We start from the raw sequence: 20,719 nt of genomic DNA, 5'->3' as shown, positions 1-20,719 counted from the left end.
ACACGCTCGTTTTTCACGTTTTCAACTTCTTCTTTTTCGCAGCCGGGAACAGCACGTTGTTGAGAATCAGCCGGTAACCGGGTGAATTTTTGTGCAATTCCAACTGGGTGGGCGGATCGCCGACGGCGTGGGTGTAGTCCTCCGGATCGTGTCCGCCGTAAAATGTGAAGGTGCCTTTTCCGGCATTTCCGTGAATGTAGCGCACTTCGTCCGTGCCTTCCACCTCGCCCATCACCACAATCGACGGCTTGATTTTGGCGCGATTGAACATCGTGGTTTGTCCCATAAAACCTTTCACCACACTCACATGATTTTGGGTGAGCATTGTTGGCACCGGATCGTATTTCGCCGAAAACTGGAACAGGGTGAAATAGTCCATTTCGGGATCGCGGATGCGCGGCGCATAACTCGGCGGAATATCGATATCGGAAAATTCGTATAAATTCGGATCGGGATACAATTTGAAATTTTCGAATGCCAGCGTTTTGCTAAAGTCCAGTGCCTGCTGATAGTTACCCTGAATCGGCGTGCCGTCGAACGGTGTTTCAACGATGTCCACCCCTTCCGCGGAAAGCGCGATATCGAGCGCATCCGTTGCGGAGCACATCGCAAAAATGAAGCCGCCGCCAACAATATATTGTTTGATCTCCCGCGCCACGCTTTTTTTCAGCTCGGAAACGCTGGAAAATCCGTGTTTGTGGGCCATCGCTTCATTCACCCGCACTTCTTCCTGATACCACGCCGCATTGCGAAATGCGCTGTAAAACTTGCCGTACTGTCCGGTAAAATCTTCGTGGTGAAGGTGCAGCCAGTCGTATTCGCTCAGTTTTCCGTCCAGCATTTCATCGTCATAAATTTTGTCATACGGCACCTCGGCGTAAGTGAGCGCGAGGGTTACGGCATCATCCCAGGGTTGTTTGTTGGTGGGTGTATAAATGGCAATTTTGGGCGCTTTTTCCAGCAGCACCCGTTCCATATTTTCGCCTTCGATGGTGGCGTAAATATTGTTCACTTCCGTTGGACCAACCAGCTCGTATTTGATGCCGCGAATCCGGCATTCGCTTTCCAATCCCGGAAAGGCGGGCATCAAAAAAGCACCGCTGCGGTAATTGAGCAGCCACTCCACGTTGATGCCTTTGGTGAGCGTCCAATACGCCAATCCATAGGCTTTCAGGTGATCGGATTGCACAAAATCCATCGGAATCAACAGATGCTGTGCGCCACCAAACGTTGGAAACAACATAAACCAGACGGTTGAAATGGTGATAAAAATTTTGTTTTTCATAATGATGTAATTGTTTGGAAATTCAAGATTTACGTTTTTTTATGAAACACGGCATGCCGTGTCGCTACTGCTACGGTACCAATTCCGGATATTGAACCCGCATTTTTCGCAGCCGGTCGCGGGCCGGAATCGCGAACTGGCTGTTCGGGAAATCCGCCAAAATCTGGTCGTACAACCGGAACGCCTGCGGCACATCGTTCAGTCGGTTATCGGTGATGGTTGCCATGATGAACAGCGCTTCATCGGCGTATAAATTCAATTCCGCATCCTGAACCACCCGGTTGCAGTATTCCAGCGCATCGGGAAATTTACCGACAGATTCCGCCAATCGTGCAGCTTCCAGCAAAATTTTCACCCGGAAATGCGCCGGCGGATTGGTATCCAGCGCTTTTTGGAGCTGGGTAATCGCCTCGTTTTTTTTCTGCTGAAACAGCAGCCAGTTTGCCGCAACATAAAATTTGAGTGCATCGGGTGCCAGCGATTGGTTGACCAGCAAGGTTTGCAGCGCCAGCGCATCGTTGGTTTCTTCGCCTTCGATGCCCGCTTTACCCAACACCTGCCCGATCAGCTCGTTTGCCGTGTCGAAATCGTTGCGATACATCGCGATTCGCGCTTTCAGCAGCAGCGCCCGACCGGCCATCGCACCTTCGCCAACCTGATCGAGTTCGGCTTCGGCGCGATTGAGATCACCGCGCATCATGTAACTTTCGCCGGATTTGAACTGCGCCTCATCGCTGACGCGCCGGTGATTGGCGTATTGTTTTGCAACATCATTATAAATATCAATTGCCCGATCCAGATCGAAGAAAAAATCGCGATACACATCGCCTTCCAGCAAAGCTAAACTGCCCAGATTGGCGTTATCGGGATATTTTTGCTGCACCTGTTTAATCATATCGATCGTTTGGCGGGCGTATTTTTGATCGCTGTTTTCATGTGCCAGCGACAAATTGCACTGCGCCGCGCCCAGATAAGCCGTCAGCGCCAGATTGGATTTCGGGAATCGCTCGATGATGCGCTGATACGCCCGCAGCGCCAGCGCATACGATGAATCCGAGCGCGCAGTTCGGGCAAATTCTTCCAAATATCGCCCGGATGACTGGTCTGTTTCCAACGATTCCAAAATGGACAGCGCCTGATCGTAGCGTTTGTGTTTCTGGAAAAATTTGGCTGCCAGCAGTTGCACCTGCGGCTCTTTGCTGCGCCGGATTTTCTGTTCAAAAATATCGGAAAGCGTGTCGATTTGGGCATTTTCAAGCTCGAACGAGAGAACCGCCCGTGCCGCACTCTGGAAATTTTGCGGCTCTAACTCAACATATTGCAAATACATATCCAGCGCATTGCGAAATTCCAGCCGCTGCCGGTGAAAATCGGCAAGACTGCGGACCAGAAATGATTTATCGGGAAATTTTTTGATGGCATCGCGATAGAGCACAACGGTTTCGTCATACAGCCGATTTTCGATATATGCATTCGCCAAAAGGGTGTAAACGCTGATGTCATTCGACTCTTTTTTGAGCAAATCACTCCAGATTTTTCGGGCACCCGCCTGATCGCCGGATTTGTAGCGAACATCCCCGGCATCAACAATGTAGCGGGGATTTTCCGGGTATCGGGAAACCTGCGCATCTACCAAATTAAAGGCGTTATCAAATTGTTTTAACTTGAGATAGGCATCCAGTAATGCGGCGTAATAACGGACATCCCCGGGTCGTTTTTGCAACAAAGGCTTGAGAATTTGAATCACGTAATCGAATTGGCTGTTGCGCTGATATCGCTGTGCCAGCCGATATTGCTGCTCTTCTCGGATATCGTTGGGATCTTGTTTTTCGCGGGCGTTTTGGGCCGGCAACATGCCGGAAAATGCGGTTGCAATCAGCAACATCAGCATAAAAATACGTGATTTCAACTTCCCTCCGGTTGTTGGTGGTGAAACCATTTGCAGGTTTGAAGATGAAAATTGCCAGCCAAAACCTGCAGATTTACTGTTAAAAATAAGCCGCAACTTCATCCGCGAGCATCCAGCCTTTGGTGGATAGTCGCAGATGCGAATCGCTGGTTTCGATCAATCCTTCCGATTGCAATTTGGCAATGGTTGCCGCAAATTCGATACGAAAATCGCTGCCGAATTGCTGCGCAAAACGATCGAAACGCATGCCTTCCTTTAAACGCAGATTCAGAAAAATATATTCAAATTTTAATTGATCGTGCGTTAATTCTTCGCGGAAATCTTCTGCCAGTTTGCCGGCTGCCAGATTTTTGAGGTAAACAGCCAACGATCGCTTGTTGCTAAATCGTGCATTATTGTAAAATGAATGCGCCGAAGGTCCCATTCCCAAATACGGGCGATGCTGCCAGTATGCCAAATTGTGCCGGCAAATCAGCGCTGTTTCACGGGCGAAATTGGAAATTTCATATTGCTGATAACCGGCTTCGCCGAGAATTTCCGCTGCAAGTTCGTAATATCCGGCTTCGTCTTCCTCCGCCATCGGCGTCAATTCGCCGCGCTGCATTCGTTTGAAAAATACGGTTCCCGGTTCAAAAATGAGCGTGTAACAGGCGATGTGCTCCGGCGCCAGCGCTTTTGCCTGCGCTAAACTGCGCAAAAATGAGTCGTGCGAAATGCCGGGAAACGCAGTCATCAGATCGATATTGATGTTCTGAAAACCGGCTTTTCGGGCGTTGGCGAAATTTTCCAGCACATCCGCAACGTTGTGGATGCGCCCCAAAAATTTCAGCTCATCCGGATTAAAGCTCTGCACACCCATGCTCAACCGGTTGAACCCGAGGTCGCGAAAGGTTTGCAGCTTCTCAAAACTGAGCGTACCGGGATTCGATTCGATGCTGCATTCCGCGTTCGGATGAATATCGAACAACGCTGTCATTCGCTGCCAAATGCGGGTCAATTGCGCCGGTGAGAGCAGCGACGGCGTTCCGCCGCCAAAAAACACGGTGGAAAATTGCACACCGGAAAATTGCGGCGCACGCAGTTCCATTTCCGTCAACAGCGCTTCGGTGAACGCTTCAATTTGATCGAGTTGGGTGAGGGAATAAAAATCGCAGTATTCGCATTTTTGCTCGCAAAACGGCACGTGCACATACAGCCCCGCACCTTCCGGCGTAACCGGAACGGGATGTTCAACGTTTACCATTTTATCTGCGATCGTATTTGCAAGCATCATTATTACGTAAATTAGGGTATAAACAGCAAAGGCGAACGCCGTTCGCCCTTACATAAAATTATTGTCGGAAGCAAAGTCAAACGCGCAAAATCAGCGCAGCACCATGCCAAGCCGCTCCCAACGAATTTTTTCGTAAAAGCGGTAGCCTGGCACCAATCCGTCCCACGATAGCCAGATCATCAGCGGTTTACCCACCACCTGGCTGCGATCAACAAATCCCCAACTGCGGCTGTCCAGACTGTTATCGCGATTATCACCCATCATAAAAAAGTGGTTTTCCGGAACGGTCAATCGCGCCATCCGGTCGCGGCGCGGGCCGTTCATCATAAAATGGCGAATGGTGTATGGATTACCATCGTCATACGGATCGACATGGGTGTAAATGACGGTGAGCCGCTCGTTGGGATCGGGATCGAACTTGCGACCCATCGGCGTAAATTCGCCTTCCGGTTTGTCGTCAAGATACAAAATACCGTCTTTTACCTCGACCGACTGACCGCCGACAGCCACACATCTTTTGATGTAATCCTGTTTGATATTTTTGGGGTAATCGAAAACGATGATGTCTGTGCGCTCCGGTTCGGCGATGGCCGGCAGCCGGAAATGCGGGGTTTCAAAACCGATATCGGTGAACGGAATGCCAAACCAGATCGGTGAGCGTGCGCCGTAAATAAATTTGTTGACGAACATAAAATCGCCGATGAGGATGGTATCTTTCATGGAACCGGTGGGAACATTATACGATGCGATAACAAATTGGCGCAATACCAGCGCCGCAAACAGGGCGATTAATAACGCTTTTACAGTTTCAGATTTTTTTTCGCCGGTGCCGGCGCCGCGTTTCTCTTTTGAATTGCCATTGGTTGATTTCAAAAAATTATTCTCCAATTGATTTCGGGACAATGTTTCTCGATGTAGTTATTCGGGAAAATGTCCCGCAAAGTTCCGGCAAATTGCCATTTTTGGGATGAGCCATCAACTTTCGTCGGTGGACAATACGGAAAGGAACGCTTCCTGCGGAATTTCTACCCGTCCGACCTGCTTCATGCGTTTTTTACCTTCCTTCTGCTTTTCCAGCAACTTACGCTTCCGGGTGATGTCGCCGCCGTAGCATTTTGCCAACACGTTTTTGCGCAACGCTTTTACGGTTTCGCGGGCGATAATTTTGGTACCGATACCCGCCTGAATGGCCACTTCGAACATTTGCCGGGGAATGAGTTTGCGCAATTTCTGGCAAACGGCTTTGCCCTGTTCAAACGCTTTATCGCGGTGAACAATAATGGAAAGCGCGTCCAGCACTTCGCCGTTGATAAAAATATCCAGCTTCACCAGTTTGGACGGACGGTAGCCGAGCAACTCATAATCCAGCGATGCGTAACCGCGCGTTACGGATTTCAACCGGTCGAAGAAATCGAACACCACTTCCGCCAGCGGAATGTGGTAGTGCAAATCCGCACGAGTAGGATCGAGATATTGCTGGTTTTTCAGCTCGCCGCGTTTGTCCGCACACAATTTCATAATGTTACCGATAAATTCCGGCGGCGTAATGATGTGCGCATCGATAAACGGTTCTTCCAGTTTTTCCAATCGTCCGGGATCGGGCAGGTTGGTGGGATTTTCCACTTTGTGCAACACACCGTCCGAAGTTGTGGCATGATACACCACATTCGGCGTGGTGACGATAATGGTTTGGTCAAATTCTCGCTCCAGCCGTTCCTGCACAATTTCCATGTGCAGCAATCCCAAAAATCCGCAGCGAAAGCCAAAACCGAGCGCTTTGGAGGTTTCCGGCTCCCAGATTAATGAAGAATCGTTGAGGGTCAGCTTTTCCAGCGACTGGCGTAAGTCTTCAAATTCTGAGCTTTCCACGGGATAAATGCCGGCGTACACCATCGGTTTTACCTGGCGGTAGCCGGGCAACGGCGCATCCGCTTTGCGTTGGGTGTGCGTTACAGTATCGCCCACTTTTATGTCGCGAACGTTTTTTGCGCCGCAAATGAGGTAACCGACCTCGCCGGTTTTGAGGCTGCCGGTGCGCACCCGTTTTAACAGCAGGTGCCCGACTTCTTCCACCTCAAATTCCCGTTTGGTAATCATAAATGTAATTTTGTCTTTTTCTTTGATTTCGCCGTTGAACACGCGAATCAGCGAAACGACGCCGCGATAGCTATCGAATTGCGAATCGAAACTGAGCGCCTGCAGCGGTGCGCCCGGTTCGCCCTTTGGCGCCGGAATGCGGTCGATAATCGCCTGCACAATCTCCGGAATCCCGATGCCGTTTTTGGCGCTGGCCATCAAAATTTCTTCCTCATCGCAGCCGATCAAATCGATGATTTGCTGTTTCACGCGATCGATTTCCGCGCTGGGCAAATCGATTTTGTTGATGATCGGGATGATCACCAAATCGTTATCAATCGCCTGATACAGCGTGCTGATCGTTTGCGCTTCCACGCCTTGCGCCGCATCGACCAGCAGCAGCGCACCTTCGGCGGAGGCCAGGCTTCGGGAAACTTCGTAGCTAAAATCGACGTGTCCGGGCGTATCAACCAGATTAAACGCGTAAGTGTTGCCATCTGCCGCTTTATAATTCATGCGGATGGCGTGCGATTTTATGGTGATGCCACGTTCGCGTTCCAGATCCATGCTGTCCAGCACTTGCGCCTGCATTTCCCGCTGCTGCAGCGTGCCCGTAAATTCCAGCAAACGATCCGCCAAAGTAGATTTGCCGTGGTCAATGTGTGCAATAATGCAAAAGTTGCGGATAAATTCCATCCGTGTATCTCGATTCTAATGGTTATTTTTTTTCAATTCCAACAAACGCTATATCGAATGTAATATTTGATAATTAAGCGAATTTCGCTTAATTTCCATACGAAACAAAAAATTTACAATAATTCAATTCGAATGTCAATTGCTGTTTATTCGAACCGTTTTCCGAGTTCAAACCAGAGATGAAAAAATGAAACAAATATCTGCAAAAAATGAGCAGTGGCATCAATTGTTCGACATTGTCGCCCGCTTAAAAAAATTGGCGCCGTGGGACTGGATGTACGATTCAGATATTTTTGGCGTCGAAGATCCGGCAACCGGCACCATCGGCTATTGCTACGTGTTGGGCGCCGCCGGCGAAGAATTCGGAATTGTGGTGCATCCCGGATCTGCCGGATTGATGAGTTATTTGCAAATAATGGAAGCAGACGAACAGCCATCGCAGGAGTTGATGGACAACCTGAACTGCCTGCAATTGACATTCGACGACCGCGATTACGTCACGGAACAGGATCGCGAAGTGTATAAAAAACTTGATCTTAAGTTTCGCGGAAAAAAAAGCTGGCCAATCATTCGCAGCTACGTTCCCGGATACAGCCCGTGGATTCCCAATCAGGAGGAAGTTCAGTTTTTGATCAATATTTTGAACGAAGCCATCCGCGTTTGCGAACGCGCCCGTGAACACCCGGAAAGCATCCGCCCCCGCGAATCCGGCGATATGCTGGAATTGATGGTTCGCAAATCACTGAAATCTGATGCGCTGTTTTCCTGGGAGAGCGAATGGATAATCCCCGATGAGCCGGAACAGGATGTGGAAATTCCAGAAACCGATGTGACACGGTTGCGTGATTTGGGGAAAGATGTATCGTTCCGGAAAAATATTTGGGAATTTGACGCGTGGTTTTTCCCGCAGGCAACGCTCGACAATAAAGATGAGCGCCCGTATTTCCCGCTGATTTTGCTGTGGGCAGACCAAACCAGCGGCGCCATTCTCAGCCAGGAAATTGCCCGAATTGACGAAATCGCTAAAGTATCCCACGAGATGTTTTACCAATTGCTGGCATCGTCCAAAATTGTGCCGGCGGAAATATGGGTCAGCCGTTTCGATTTGCTCGATATTTTGACGCCCATTTGTGAAGCCGCAAAAATTCAGTTGGAAGCCTACGACCAGTTGATTGCCATCGGCACCATCCGCGCATTCATGCAAAACTCGATGAGCTAAACCGACAATGATCAAATTTCTCGAATGGCATCTGGATGAATGGTTTTCCCGGCAAGGCAGCTTTTTGCCGCACGACAAACTGGAGCATTTTCTGCTGGCGCTGATCGGAATGGCTGTTTTTTTACTGATGTTCAAATGGTCGCTGCGCAAAAGTGTGCTCATCGCGGTGTTGCTCAGCATCGGCTGGGAAATTAAAGATGGCGTTTTTCCGTATGATTGGCAATTGGGGTTGATTCAGGGATTCAGTTGGAAAGATCTCGTCGCGGATATTGCGGGAATTTTGCTCGGCAGCATGTTTGCGTGGCAACGCCAAAAAGTTGCGGGAACAGAACGCGGCTAATTTTCGCCTGTTGCGATGGCGCGGCTTTTGTCGGTAATCCACTCACTCCACGATCCCGGATAGAGCAGCGCATCCGGAAATCCGGCATGTTTCATCGCCAGCAAATTGTGGCATGCGGTTACGCCGGAGCCGCAGTAAGTGGCTGTTTTTTCCGCACTTCGCTCACCTAATATTGATTCATATTTTTGGCGCAGCATTTCCGGTGACAGAAAAAATCCGTTTTCGTCGAGATTTTCTGCGAACGGCACATTCAACGCGCCGGGAATGTGTCCGGCAACCGGATCGATGGTTTCCTGCTCGCCGGTGAACCGCGATGCAGCGCGGGCATCCATCACACAATGGTGCGAATCGTTGCTTGCGGCGGTAATCCAATCCGCATCGACCACCCAATTTTCGCGAATATTTGGCACAAAATTGCGCTTCGACCGAACGGTTGTTTCACCGGAAACCGGAAAATTTGCGGCAATCCAGGCGTTCCAGCCGCCGTCCAAAACAGCAACAGCATCGTGCCCGAGCCATCGGAGCATCCACCACAACCGCGATGCCACGCCACCACCGGCATCGTCGTATGCAACTACCTGCACAGTTTTGTCTACTCCCCATTCGGATAATTTTTCGGCAAACTTTTCCGGCGACGGTAACGGGTGCCGTCCGGTTTTACCCGGAATAATTGGCGCGGATAAATCCGCATCCAGATGTGCGTAAATCGCGCCGGGAATATGCGATAGCCGGTAATCGCGTTTGCCGCGCTCTGTATCGTTCAGCGAAAAACGGCAGTCGATAACCAACCAGTCCGGGTCAATTAAATTTGTGCGTAAGTCGTTGATTGATATAATAGTTGTGAACATTAATTTTCCTGTGATTTTTATAAATTTCCGCTTTCGCGGGAATGCCAAATCCCGTGAAACGCCTATCGCAAAAAGAGGAATTTTTGGCGAATCGTGCCGAGTTCCGTGCTGATCTGCACAAAATAAATGCCCGATGCGACGCGATGCCCCTGCTCATTTCGCCCGTCCCAGGTAACGGTGTGACGCCCGCATTCGTGCATTTCCAGCCGTACGGTTGCCATCGATGCGCCGTTATAATTGAGGATTTCCACTTTTACCGGCACTTCGCGATACACCCGATAGCAAATTTTTACCGGCTGTTCGTAATGCGTAGCGTCTTCCACCGAAATAATTTCCACGTTCGGCAAATATTCTTTGGAAACGCTGGATTCCGTTGCAGTCCGGGGAATCCCGAATGCCTCGGAATGTTTTTTGAGCGTTTCACGCAAATGCAGATCAGCAAATTTCCAGTTGTGATGCGCATCCGTGCTCAAAATCAGCGATGGTACATGATTGTAAATGCCATGCAAATGAAGCAATGTAATGAGATGCACGTTTCTGTCACGATTTCCCTGCGAATCGTCAAATGCTGCGGATGTGATATAAAACCGGGTCGAGCGCAACAAAATTTTCTGTTCGTCCGAGTGTTTTTCGATGATATTCAGCGGATTGTATTTCAGCAACTGGGCAGTATCATATTTCTTTTTGCCGGATTTGCGGAACGCCGGTGCGAACATATCGTCTTTGCGAAACCACAAAAAATCGTCCGGACCGCCATAATCGTGGCGCGGATCGTCCAGATTGTGGAACATGTGGCTGCCATCGTAACTGCCGACCGAACAAAATAATTCGGGATGTTTCACCGCCATCATCACCGAAAGATATCCGCCCAGCGAAAAACCGTCCGCACCGCGAAATGCGCGTCCCGTTCGGGTACGATAGGTTTTGTCGATATACGGAATCAAATCTTCGATAAAATAATCCTCGAACCGCCCGTTGCCCACACCGCTGTGACCGGCGGCGGCTTTCGGATTCAGAAAATTGACGCCCAACCCGAAAACATGCCCGTCATCCGATGTCATGCTAACGCCAACGATAATCATTTCGCCGATGGCGCCGGAGCGAATCAGCTCATCCGCAAGATGCTGCACCGCACGCCCGCCGCGGCTGTGATCCTGATAGGGATCGAACCACTCGTTTTCGTGCCCGCGAAACAAATACAGCACCGGATACCGGCGATCGGAAACGTAATAATTTGGCGGTAAATAAATTTTGTATTTTTTTTCGACACCCAGCGTGTGGCTAAAAAAACTTCCGGTGTGAACAGTCGCATCCGTTTTTGGCAGCACCGCGTTGGACATGTAATCGCTTCCTTATTAAATAGCTCGTTATTCAATTATATCGTGGAAAATCAATAAATATCATCAAAGAATCAAGTTGAAATTCCCGAATCTCAAATTTACATCCGGGAACCAATTCCGGCGTGACGGGCATTCTGAAAAATGAATTTACTTTTGAAAGGTGAATGAATATATTCGACGATATGTCGAAAATGAAAGCTGTTTGGTTCGAATGTTGAAAATCTGCTGCACCGATTTTCAGATAAATCCAAAAATATTTCCTGAATCGCAGAATACCCCTAAACCGGGAAAAATCAACAGGAGGTCGCATGGCTGCGCCGCGTAAATTTGAGAATTTGAAATTTGCACTCTACCCGAATCCGGAAGAAACCTGGATGTTCGAAAGCTACTATCGCAATGGCGAATGGGATGCCGGAAAAGTGTCCCATTATCACCCGCTTCAACTGGCGCCGGCGGCGAACATTCTCAATTACGGCCAGGGTATTTTTGAAGGGATGAAAGCCTATCGCACCGCAGATAATGCAATCGTGATGTTTCGCCCGGAGGAGAACGCCAAACGTTTCGCCAATAGCTGCGAGGCAATGGCAATGGCGCGCGTTCCCGAAGAAAAATTCCTGCAGGCAGTGAAAGATACCGTCGTCGCCAATGCCGAATTTGTGCCGGAAACCACAGACGGCAGCCGGAGTTTGTATTTGCGTCCGGTGTGCATCGGTATTGAGCCGCAACTGGGCGTAAAAGCCGCAAAGGAATATTTATTCTACATTTACGTGAGCCCGGTTGGGCCATATTACGAAGGTGTCGGCGTTATCGATTTGCTGGTGACAGACACACATCGCGCAGCGCCGCATGGCACCGGACACGCCAAAGCCGTTTGCAACTACGCCGGCAGCATGCGCCCGGCCCGCGAGGCTGTTGCGCAAGGTTTTAACGGCGTGCTGTTTTTGGACGCCCGGCACGACCAATACGTTGAAGAAGCCGGCGCAGCCAACCTTTTCGCGCTGATGGAAGACAATGTTCTGGTAACCCCGAAACTCGGTTCCATTTTGCCGGGCATCACCCGGGAATCGATTATCCGGCTGGCAAAAGAGCAGTACGGCATGCGGGTTGAGGAACGCAATCTGCCCATCGATGAATTGTGCAACGATGCGCTGGAATGCTTTGTTTGCGGCACCGGCGCGATTATCACATCGGTTCGCAAAGTATCGTGGGAAAGCAACATTTTCAACATTAACCGCAACGATTACCAACTGGCGCACCGGGTTTATGATGACCTGATCGGCATCCAGCTTCAGCAAAAGCCGGATCCGTATCATTGGGTGCAAACCATCGTTCCGGCACAAAAGTGATTTTTGGCATTGCAAATCATTTGTAATCCGTTCAAATTTGCGAAAATTTTATGTAACTGCTTATTTTTTCAACAATTCGGTAGGCAGTTGGCTGAATAAATACTTTTTTTTTCACAACGCTTTTTCTATATTAGTGCAGCAAATGGCGTTGGAGAATTGAATATGAAATTATGGAAACTGACATTATTACTGGTCGCCTGCCTCGGTGGAATGGCATTGGCTCAAAGCCGTATTGAAATTTTACGGAATGAAACCCGTTCACCCGAGATGAATTCCGCCCCATATCTTGAGCTAAAAGCCGGTGGATTAACACCAAAAGATGTGGAAACCGGTTTTCTCGGTGGCATGAGCATTGGTCGTAATATTGACGACCGTTTTTTTTGGGGACTGGAAGCAGACGTGTTCAAAACCAATTACCGGAAAGAAACCGTTATTGCGGAATTTGTAGATCCTTCGAACCAGATTTCCTACAACGAAATTCAGGTTGAGCTGGATTTCAGCACAACCATCACCTCGTTTTACTGGCAAATTTATTACGAAACCGCCGTTTCCAACAACGTGCTGTTTTTGCGCGGCCTTTCCGGAATCGGCTGGTCGTTCATCTGGAACAAAGAAAATAATTTTGTAGATGATGTCAAACGCACCCGCTTTTTCAACGGTTTCACCTGGCAGGCATCTGCCGGGTTGGGTGTTCGTGCCAGCAAGCTGGGGCTCGTTTTTGTGGATTTATATTATCAGAATGCCAAACCACGTAAATCGGATAACCGTGTCGAAGAAAATCTTCCCATATTTCAGGAAATAGACCTGACTGGATTCGGCATTCGCGTTGGTGTTAACTTTTTAATGATGCGCTCCCGCTTTTTGGGTTTTCTCCAATAAATACAGGCAAAAATAAATGTTGCGTCAATCTGCAAGTGTCATCTTTTTATTGATAATCATGGCTTTGTTGAACAGCACATTGCTGGCACAAAGCGATTCCCGGCGTTCCTTTATGGAATTTAAAGCCGGTTTTTTACGTCCGGAAGATACATCGGCCAGTAATTTGCTGGGGTTAAGTTTTGGGCGAAAGCTGGATGACAAATTGTATTATGGCATCGAAGCGAATTATATGACATCCAATTATCGCAAAACGACAACCATCACCGAGTCCGACAGCGGCGGCATCAGCTTTACCGATAAACAGCTGGAACTGGATTTCCGCACCCGGATAATGTCCATTTTGCTGCAACTTAGTTTTGAATCCAAATTAGACGCTGCCTCCACTGTATTTATGCGGGCGTCTGCCGGTGGCGGTTTGCAAATGGTCTGGAATAACGAAAATAATTATGTGGATCAAATTGAACGGACTCGTTTTTTTAGCGGGCTTGGCTGGCAGTTAACAGCAGGTTTGGGTGTGCCCATCAGCCGTACGGGAATGGTTTTCGTTGATGCCATTTACAATCATGCCTTGCTCAGCAAAAGCCAGGGCGAAAGCGATTTGGGCTTGCCGACTTTCCGGGAAATCGATTTGTCGGGGTTTGGGCTGCGTGCCGGCATCAATCTGATCGGCATCGGAATGTAATTTTTTTACGATCCCAAACAATTGATTTTTCCGAACTTAACAATAGAACGTTACACCGCATTTAACTCATTACGTTCCGGCTAAGCGAATTTTCCGATTAATCCAACAATTGTAATCCAAAACATTAATCAGATGCAATCCAAACCAAACGGATTGAATAAATGAAGCGAAACTTGCACAAGTATTTCCGTTATACCACCATTCGATTTTGGCTGTCCGGCAGTTTAGCCTTGATTGTTGCAGTGGGTTGTTCATCATCATCAAAGCTGGGCGCTCCCTCCGTTTCCGGTATATCGCCGGAACCGCTTATCCGGGCAGGTTTACCCAACCCGCCTGTGGAAAACTCCCGGTTGAAATTTGATGGCACCTATGTTCTCGAATTGGAAGAAGCCCGCTATCAACTTGATGGCGATGCGGGGATTTTCGAGCTGATTCCCAGAGAAAACCAGATCGTTTTGAAAGGTGAACGCCGCTATTTTAGTCTGGAAACGCCAAAATCCCTCACCTTTAAAGCGACTTCGCCAGGTGCCAAATTTGTCTGGAATGGCATCGTTTTTACGGGCGATTTGACACTCGTTTCCAACAATGGCAAACTTCAGGCAGTGAACCGGGTGCCAATGGAAACGTATTTGGCAGGTGTGGTACCCAGCGAAATTCCCAGCTATCAAACCGAATATAAATCTGCGGTTTATGCCCAGGCTGTTGCGGCACGCAGCTATGCGCTTTTCCGGTTGGACAACCCGGTTTCCCCGTTATTTGATGTTTGGGCGGATGAGCGCGATCAGGTGTACAGCGGTGTTTCAAAAGCATCGCCCATGGCAACCGAAGCTGTAAATAACACACGGGGCATGGCGCTCACCGAAAGCGGACGTTCGGCGCAAACGCTCTATCACAGCAGCTCCGGCGGAATTTTGGAACGAATCCCCACTGCGGCAGATTCGCTGAACCCCGTTGGCACACCGGCTGTGGCGTATGACATTACAGACGGGCAGCAAAACGATAAGGTATCGCCGTACTACCGTTGGGTGGAAAGCCGCACAGCAGAAGAAATTTTGCAAAATCTTCAGCGCGAAAAAATTATTGAACCTGTTCAATTTGCCACATGGCTGGATAATGGCTTCGATTTGCGGATCGATATTGCGGAACGCAGCGAAAGCGGCAGGGTTGGCCAACTGGTTATTGCGATTGATAAACAGACGCTTCCGGTCAGCGGATTGGCAATTCGCCGGGTTTTGGGCGATGCCGCCGGTAAACCGTTGCCGAGCAACCTCTTTTTCCTGAAAACATCTTCATCTAATCCGGATAAATTTTTTATCATTGGCGCCGGTGCGGGTCACGGGAGGGGAATGTCCCAATGGGGCGCTATCGGCATGTCTTTACGCGGGCGCACTTATGAGAGTATTTTATCGTTTTATTACCCGAATCTTGTCATCAAAAAATTTTATTAGGCTAAAAAAATGCTGAGATTATTGATTGTATGCGGACTGTTTGCCGGCAGCTTCCTGTTTGCCCAAACGCCCAACGAGGACTTGAAAAAGGATCTGAAATCGTTTTTGGAAAACAAAAGTTTTCCGGAACTGCTCAACGAGTTCAAACAGGAAACCATTCAACTGACGGTAACCGGTCGGCAGGAACGCAGTATTGCCAGACGCCCGTATCATATGCAGGATGGGTATCGCTGCCAGGTTTTTGCCGGAACATCGTTGCCGAGCGCCGAAAAAATCGCGAACCAGTTGAAGGCGCTGAATCTGGATTCCGTTTATGTGCTGCAGGATGAATCCTTATTTAAAGTGCAGGTCGGTAATTTCCAGCAACGCACGGATGCAGAAGCGTTGCTTACCCAACTGCAAAATGCCGGATACTCGGGCGCATGGATTATCGAAGGCGATGTGCGGGTAGCCAAATCGGAAGCAGAACAGCAGGCAATCGCCGAACAGGAAAATAAGCTGGAACAACAATTCAGCAGCGAGCAAAATTATTATTACGCCATTCAGGTTATGGCAACGGTCGATTCGGAAAAAGCGAAACAATTGAGCAGAGATATGGAGCTGCGAACACAACAACCGGTTCAGGCGGCTCCGCAAGGCAGTATATGGAAAGTATTGGTCGGCAAATTCAATTCCCGCACAGATGCGGAACAGTTGCTTCGGGAATTAAAAAAGGGTGGTTTTAACGATGCATGGGTAACCCAAATAAGCTCACACTGATTTTTGCTGACAGTAAAAACAAACCTGTAACCTATTGTAAATTACTAGCTTTACCAGCATTTAGCTGATCAGAAATAATCGACAACAGCGATTCCCGGGTGTAAGGCTTTTGCAGAAATGCGACAGCACCTGTTTGCACAAACGTATTTGCCCGGTCGTCCTCGATATATCCGCTGGATGCAATTATTGGCACATCCTTTTTGATTTTCCGTAATCCCTCGATTGTTGCCACACCGTCCATCACCGGCATCATCATATCCGTAATTACCAGATCAACTTCATTTTTGTGGCGGGCAAAAATGCCCAAAGCTTCGGCGCCGTCGCTGGCAGCCAGCACTCGGTAACCGTGCGATTCCAGCGTCATTTGGGCAATTTCCAGTACGGATGGCTCATCATCAATAAACAGAATCGTTTCTCCCTGCCCCATCGGCAAGTCAACCGGTTTATTTTCAATTTTGGGAAAATGCTCCTCAATCAGTGCCGGCAAATATATTTCAAATGTGGTTCCGGCAAGCTGCTCGCTTTCCACATTTATAAAACCTTCGTGACTTTTTACGATTGCCAAAACCGTGGACAATCCCAAACCCGTGCCTTTTCCGGTTTCTTTTGTAGTAAAAAACGGTTCGAAAATGCGGTTCAGCAACGCTTCAGAAATTCCGACACCGGTATCCGAAACGGAAATACGGACAAATCTACCCGGTCTTGCCTCAAGAATGGTTCGGGCAAAATGGTCATCGATCGTCAAATTATCCAATCCGATAGATAAAATCCCGCCATCCGGCATGGCATCGCGGGCATTAACACACAAATTCAGCAGCACCTGATGCAACTGGGTCATATCGCCGGAGACATTCCACAGTTCCGGTTCGACATCCATTTGAATATCGATGCTTTTTGGAAAGGTATCGCGGGAAATTTTGGCAACATCCTCGATTAATCCGGTGAGTTGCAGCGGCATCCGGTCACCTTCGACACCACGGGCAAAAGCGAGGATTTGCTTTACCATATCCACACCGCGCTTCACATTTCCTTCGATGGTATCGAGAATTTTTAGGTTGCGCTCGTCTTCGCCCAACCGAACCTGCAATATTTGAACTGCGGTTAATATCGGAGCGAGCACATTGTTCAAATCATGGGCAATACCGCCGGCAAGTGAGCCGATGCTTTCCATTCGCTGCGCCCGCAAAAATTGGGCTTCGATCTGTTTTCGTTCGGTGATATCTGAATTTACGATCAGAATTGAGCGCGATCGCCGGATATTGTTGACCAGCGTCCAACGGCTTTCCACCACAATTTCCCGCTGATTTTTGGTCATCTGGCGCATTTCGCCATGCCACTCACCTTTTTTCAGCGTGGCCTGACGGGCTTCTGCAAAGCGCGGCGAATTGCGTTTGAACAACATCGCAAATCCGTCGTTACCCAATGCTTCTTCCACTTTCCAGCCGTATAATCGCTCTGCACTTTTATTCCAATAAACAATGTAATTGTTTAAATCGATCAGCAAAATGGCGTCCTGGGCTTTGTCCAGCAGTGCCGCCTGTTCCCGCAATTGCATTTCTGTTCGGCGGCGGGCAGTGATGTCCCGGGCGATTGCCATTATTGCCGGACGACGGTTAAATTTGAACAGGTGCGCGCTGATTTCGACCGGAATTGTATTCCCCGTGTTGGGGATCAGGGTTTCTTCGAACAGCACGTGTTTTTCTTTGATGATGCGCGCCAACAGCTCATCCGGGTTGTTTTGCTGAATCAGTTGCGGAAGCGAGAGGCGCATCAGCGCTTCGCGGGTAAAACCGAGCATCCGGCAGGCGATATCGTTCACTTCGATAAATTTACCGGGCATCCCGTTTTCGTCGGGATAAAAGACAAAAACAGCATCGTTGCCGCTGTTGAATAGCAATCGAAACCGCTTTTCGCTCTCCAACAGCCACACTTCCGCGCGTTTTCGCATGGTGATATCCGTTACGATGCCACACGATCCGAACATCTCGCCCTGCACGTTATAAATCGGCGATCCGCTGATATGCACCCACAATTCTTTTCCGGATTTGCATCGCATGGTGATTTCATAACGATCGGCGATGCCCTTTTTACGCATGTTGAGCTTGTCGAGAATTATGGGTTGTTTTTTCTCGCTGAATAACATTTTATGAGCAGTTTTACCCAATAATTCTTCGCCGGAATAGCCGGTCATTTCGCAAAAGCGGCGATTGACAAAGCGGATATAATCGTTAACATCAACGATCATAACGCCATCCGGCATATTTTCGATTAATGTTTGAAAGCGGATTTCAGATTCGAGGTGTGCGTATTCAGCCGGTAATCGGGAATGTTCAGTGTTTTCCAAATCACGGTTTTGTGCAAGATCAGCATTCAGGGCTGTTGGGCTTTTCATTATCACAAGTCAGCTTTTTGATATTATTTTGCCAGTTTCATCAATTTTACGATGACTAAAACCGGCTAGTTCTGCACAGATTTTAATATATTACACAGAACATCGGCTGGCGTTTGTGACTGTTGACGGTTGTTATTGTTCACAAAATATCTTATTTGCTCGCTTTTTTATCCAGAATTTCCCGCACTGTTTTCAAAATATCCAACGGCGAGTAGGGCTTCTGGATAATTTTTTCGACACCGTTATCGATCATTTGGGAGCGAACCTCCGGTTCAAAAAAACCGCTGGCGAAAACGGCGCGCGCCGCCGGGTCGATCTGCCGGATACGGTTGAAGGCTTCCCACCCGTTTAAGCGGGGCAATCCGGAATCCGAAAAAATGAGGTCAATTTTACCGATATTTTTTTGATAGGTGGAGATGGCTTCCAACCCGTCCCGGGCAACCAAAATAGAATAACCGCTATCTTCAAACGTTGCAGAAAGCAGATCGACCAACATTTCTTCATCTTCAACAATCAATATGGTTTCATTGCCGAGAATGGGCTTTTCTGTCTTTGGTTCGTTATCAACCACTATTTCTTCCTCGTTTTGGGTTTGGGGGAAATACAGCGAAAAAGTAGTGCCATTACCCGGTTCGCTTTCCACCTCCACAAAACCAAAATGGCTGGAGATAATGCCATAAACAACGGATAACCCCAAACCGGTACCCTGATTTCGCTGTTTGGTGGAGTAAAACGGCTCAAATAACCGTTCGCGGGTTTGTTCATCCATTCCGGTGCCGTTGTCAGCAACGTCAATGACCACATATTTATCTGCCTGAGCATCGGGATATTTCAACTTGAGTTGTTCGCCATTTACCAGCCGGGTGGAGATGGTAATTGTGCCGCCGGTTTGCATGGCATCGCGCGCATTGATGCACAAGTTGAGCAACGCCTGATGTATTTGCCCCTGATCTGCGCGAATAAAATAGGCATCGGTTAATTTCAGGTTAAAATCGATGGTTCGGGGAAATGTGCCGGAAAGCAGGCTAACGATTTCCTGAATAACCGAACCAACATTTACCGCTTTAAAATCGATATCCGCTTTGCGGGCAAAAGTAAGAATTTGCTCAACCAATTGGGCACCGCGATCAACCGCCTGATGAATAGATTGGACGCTGCTGTTTAAATCTACCGTTTTATCTATTTTGCCGGTTTGTATCAGCGTGGCGTGTCCTTTAATAATGCTCAGGATGTTATTGAAATCGTGCGCCACACCGCCAGCCAACGTGCCAATTCCCTGCATCTTTTGGAAATGCAACAGTTGTGTTTCCAGATGCTTCCGCTCTGTGTTGTTAAAAATGTATCCGCGAATACCGGTGAGGTTGTCATCATCATCGAAAATACCGATGGCATTTTCGATAATGTAAACGGTATTGCCGTGTTTATCAATTAACTGGTCTTCGTAATACTGGAGATTTTCTTTTTTATTGAGCAAATCCAGAAATGCCTGAAATGATTGCGGAGATGGGTAAAGTGATGCAAACGATTGTTCTAACGCTTCATCCACGGAGTCGAATCCGAACATGCTTGCGAACGCCGGATTGCAGGACAGGATATTCCCTTTTACCGTTGCAATAAAATCACCGGTGAGATCCTGTTCAAAAAACAGGCGATAACGCTCTTCGCTTTCCTGCAATGCAGCCCGGGTTTTCTCCCTTTCGGTCACGTTCCGGGCGATGCCGCGAACCGCAACGGGCTTATCATCTTCTTTGACCAACGTATTGCGATAATCAAATATTTTATGGGTACCGTTTTTGGAACGAATTTGAACCAATCCGCTAAATTCGCCCAATCGCTGAACGCCTTCGAGGTAATTGCCAAGTAGGGGATTATTTTCCGGTGTGACAAACTCGAGCATCGATTTTCCGATAACTTCTTCCGGATTATAGCCGAGTTCCTTTGTAACGGTTAGGTTTACTTCTTCAACAATCCCATCCAGCGTATGAATAAATACAATATCTGATACATTATTGAACAGACTTGTGTATTTACTTTCGCTTTTTTCCAGTTTTTGAAGCTGATGATCCCGGATGAGCCGGTTTTCTTTCCAGCTTTTTACCAGATAAATACTGACAAAAGCTGCCAGCACAACAAAAACGAGCGCAAAGATAGTAACTGTAAAAAACAAAGGCGCTGCCATCAACAGGCTCCTCTCACCCAAAATTCTTATAACTTCAACAATTCACCC

At 48.3% G+C, this 20,719-nt stretch carries 16 protein-coding genes; 7 read left to right on the top strand and 9 right to left on the bottom strand.

Annotated elements, in window-relative coordinates:
• Positions 1-13 precede the first annotated feature (13 nt).
• The 5 genes from H6629_11765 to lepA form a co-directional block, all read right to left on the bottom strand.
• Positions 14-1,243 (bottom strand): asparagine synthetase B, encoded by a 1,230-nt coding sequence (locus H6629_11765; GenBank protein ID MCB9068469.1) that lies wholly within the window; start codon positions 1,241-1,243, stop codon positions 14-16.
• A gap of 112 nt (positions 1,244-1,355) precedes the next feature.
• The gene (locus tag H6629_11760) at positions 1,356-3,194 is read right to left on the bottom strand and encodes a tetratricopeptide repeat protein (GenBank protein ID MCB9068468.1); all 1,839 of its coding nucleotides are present in this window, start codon (positions 3,192-3,194) and stop codon (positions 1,356-1,358) included.
• Between the two features lie 79 nt (positions 3,195-3,273).
• Positions 3,274-4,437 carry a radical SAM family heme chaperone HemW gene (hemW, locus tag H6629_11755; GenBank protein ID MCB9068467.1) on the bottom strand — a complete coding sequence of 388 codons (1,164 nt, stop codon included), beginning with the start codon at positions 4,435-4,437 and terminating at the stop codon, positions 3,274-3,276.
• A 120-nt stretch (positions 4,438-4,557) separates the two neighbouring features.
• Positions 4,558-5,340, bottom strand: a complete 783-nt coding sequence (gene lepB / locus H6629_11750) for a signal peptidase I (GenBank protein ID MCB9068466.1) — start codon at positions 5,338-5,340, stop codon at positions 4,558-4,560.
• Positions 5,341-5,442: 102 nt separating this feature from the next.
• Positions 5,443-7,239 (bottom strand): elongation factor 4, encoded by a 1,797-nt coding sequence (gene lepA / locus H6629_11745; protein ID MCB9068465.1) that lies wholly within the window; start codon positions 7,237-7,239, stop codon positions 5,443-5,445.
• 187 nt (positions 7,240-7,426) lie between these two features.
• Between lepA and H6629_11740 the strand changes: the two genes are divergently transcribed.
• Together H6629_11740 and H6629_11735 are read left to right on the top strand one after the other, a co-directional pair.
• Positions 7,427-8,458 (top strand): hypothetical protein, encoded by a 1,032-nt coding sequence (locus H6629_11740; GenBank protein ID MCB9068464.1) that lies wholly within the window; start codon positions 7,427-7,429, stop codon positions 8,456-8,458.
• A 7-nt stretch (positions 8,459-8,465) separates the two neighbouring features.
• Positions 8,466-8,798, top strand: coding sequence for a hypothetical protein (locus H6629_11735; protein ID MCB9068463.1), 333 nt, complete (start codon positions 8,466-8,468; stop codon positions 8,796-8,798).
• Here H6629_11735 and H6629_11730 read toward each other — a convergent pair.
• Both H6629_11730 and H6629_11725 read right to left on the bottom strand, forming a co-directional pair.
• Complete coding sequence (locus H6629_11730; GenBank protein MCB9068462.1) at positions 8,795-9,646, bottom strand: sulfurtransferase; 852 nt, start codon at positions 9,644-9,646, stop codon at positions 8,795-8,797. The genes H6629_11735 and H6629_11730 overlap by 4 nt on opposite strands.
• 62 nt (positions 9,647-9,708) lie before the next feature.
• Positions 9,709-10,986: a hypothetical protein gene (locus H6629_11725; GenBank protein MCB9068461.1), complete on the bottom strand. Its 1,278-nt coding sequence runs from the start codon at positions 10,984-10,986 to the stop codon at positions 9,709-9,711.
• Between the two features lie 308 nt (positions 10,987-11,294).
• On the opposite strand from H6629_11725, the gene H6629_11720 reads away from it, so the two are divergent.
• The 5 genes from H6629_11720 (at position 11,295) to H6629_11700 (ending at position 16,100) form a co-directional block, all read left to right on the top strand.
• A complete protein-coding gene (locus H6629_11720) occupies positions 11,295-12,332 on the top strand; it encodes a branched-chain amino acid aminotransferase (protein MCB9068460.1) in 1,038 nt (345 codons plus the stop codon).
• A 162-nt stretch (positions 12,333-12,494) separates the two neighbouring features.
• Positions 12,495-13,211, top strand: coding sequence for a hypothetical protein (locus tag H6629_11715; GenBank protein ID MCB9068459.1), 717 nt, complete (start codon positions 12,495-12,497; stop codon positions 13,209-13,211).
• A 58-nt stretch (positions 13,212-13,269) separates the two neighbouring features.
• Entirely contained in the window at positions 13,270-13,893 is a 624-nt protein-coding gene (locus H6629_11710) for a hypothetical protein (protein MCB9068458.1), read from the top strand.
• 161 nt (positions 13,894-14,054) lie between these two features.
• Complete coding sequence (locus H6629_11705) at positions 14,055-15,341, top strand: SpoIID/LytB domain-containing protein (protein MCB9068457.1); 1,287 nt, start codon at positions 14,055-14,057, stop codon at positions 15,339-15,341.
• Between the two features lie 9 nt (positions 15,342-15,350).
• Positions 15,351-16,100, top strand: coding sequence for an SPOR domain-containing protein (locus tag H6629_11700; GenBank protein MCB9068456.1), 750 nt, complete (start codon positions 15,351-15,353; stop codon positions 16,098-16,100).
• A 31-nt stretch (positions 16,101-16,131) separates the two neighbouring features.
• Here H6629_11700 and H6629_11695 read toward each other — a convergent pair whose 3' ends face one another.
• Together H6629_11695 and H6629_11690 are read right to left on the bottom strand one after the other, a co-directional pair.
• Complete coding sequence (locus tag H6629_11695; GenBank protein MCB9068455.1) at positions 16,132-18,492, bottom strand: PAS domain S-box protein; 2,361 nt, start codon at positions 18,490-18,492, stop codon at positions 16,132-16,134.
• A gap of 151 nt (positions 18,493-18,643) precedes the next feature.
• Positions 18,644-20,671, bottom strand: a complete 2,028-nt coding sequence (locus H6629_11690; GenBank protein MCB9068454.1) for a PAS domain S-box protein — start codon at positions 20,669-20,671, stop codon at positions 18,644-18,646.
• Positions 20,672-20,719: the final 48 nt, after the last annotated feature.

The organism is Calditrichia bacterium, from assembly GCA_020634975.1.
Classification (GTDB): domain Bacteria; phylum Calditrichota; class Calditrichia; order RBG-13-44-9; family J075; genus JACKAQ01.
The sequence above is the reverse complement of the archived record's forward strand: the minus strand, read 5'-3'. Positions and strand labels throughout refer to the sequence as shown.

Coding starts and splice junctions, on each gene's coding strand:
- H6629_11690 (MCB9068454.1), bottom strand. CDS start 20,671: ATGGCAGCGCCTTTGTTTTTTACAGTTACTATCTTTGCGCTCGTTTTT.
- H6629_11710 (MCB9068458.1), top strand. CDS start 13,270: ATGGCTTTGTTGAACAGCACATTGCTGGCACAAAGCGATTCCCGGCGT.
- H6629_11700 (MCB9068456.1), top strand. CDS start 15,351: ATGCTGAGATTATTGATTGTATGCGGACTGTTTGCCGGCAGCTTCCTG.
- H6629_11730 (MCB9068462.1), bottom strand. CDS start 9,646: ATGTTCACAACTATTATATCAATCAACGACTTACGCACAAATTTAATT.
- H6629_11715 (MCB9068459.1), top strand. CDS start 12,495: ATGAAATTATGGAAACTGACATTATTACTGGTCGCCTGCCTCGGTGGA.
- hemW (MCB9068467.1), bottom strand. CDS start 4,437: ATGGTAAACGTTGAACATCCCGTTCCGGTTACGCCGGAAGGTGCGGGG.
- H6629_11735 (MCB9068463.1), top strand. CDS start 8,466: ATGATCAAATTTCTCGAATGGCATCTGGATGAATGGTTTTCCCGGCAA.
- H6629_11740 (MCB9068464.1), top strand. CDS start 7,427: ATGAAACAAATATCTGCAAAAAATGAGCAGTGGCATCAATTGTTCGAC.
- H6629_11705 (MCB9068457.1), top strand. CDS start 14,055: ATGAAGCGAAACTTGCACAAGTATTTCCGTTATACCACCATTCGATTT.
- H6629_11725 (MCB9068461.1), bottom strand. CDS start 10,986: ATGTCCAACGCGGTGCTGCCAAAAACGGATGCGACTGTTCACACCGGA.
- H6629_11765 (MCB9068469.1), bottom strand. CDS start 1,243: ATGTTGTTTCCAACGTTTGGTGGCGCACAGCATCTGTTGATTCCGATG.
- H6629_11695 (MCB9068455.1), bottom strand. CDS start 18,492: ATGAAAAGCCCAACAGCCCTGAATGCTGATCTTGCACAAAACCGTGAT.
- lepA (MCB9068465.1), bottom strand. CDS start 7,239: ATGGAATTTATCCGCAACTTTTGCATTATTGCACACATTGACCACGGC.
- H6629_11720 (MCB9068460.1), top strand. CDS start 11,295: ATGGCTGCGCCGCGTAAATTTGAGAATTTGAAATTTGCACTCTACCCG.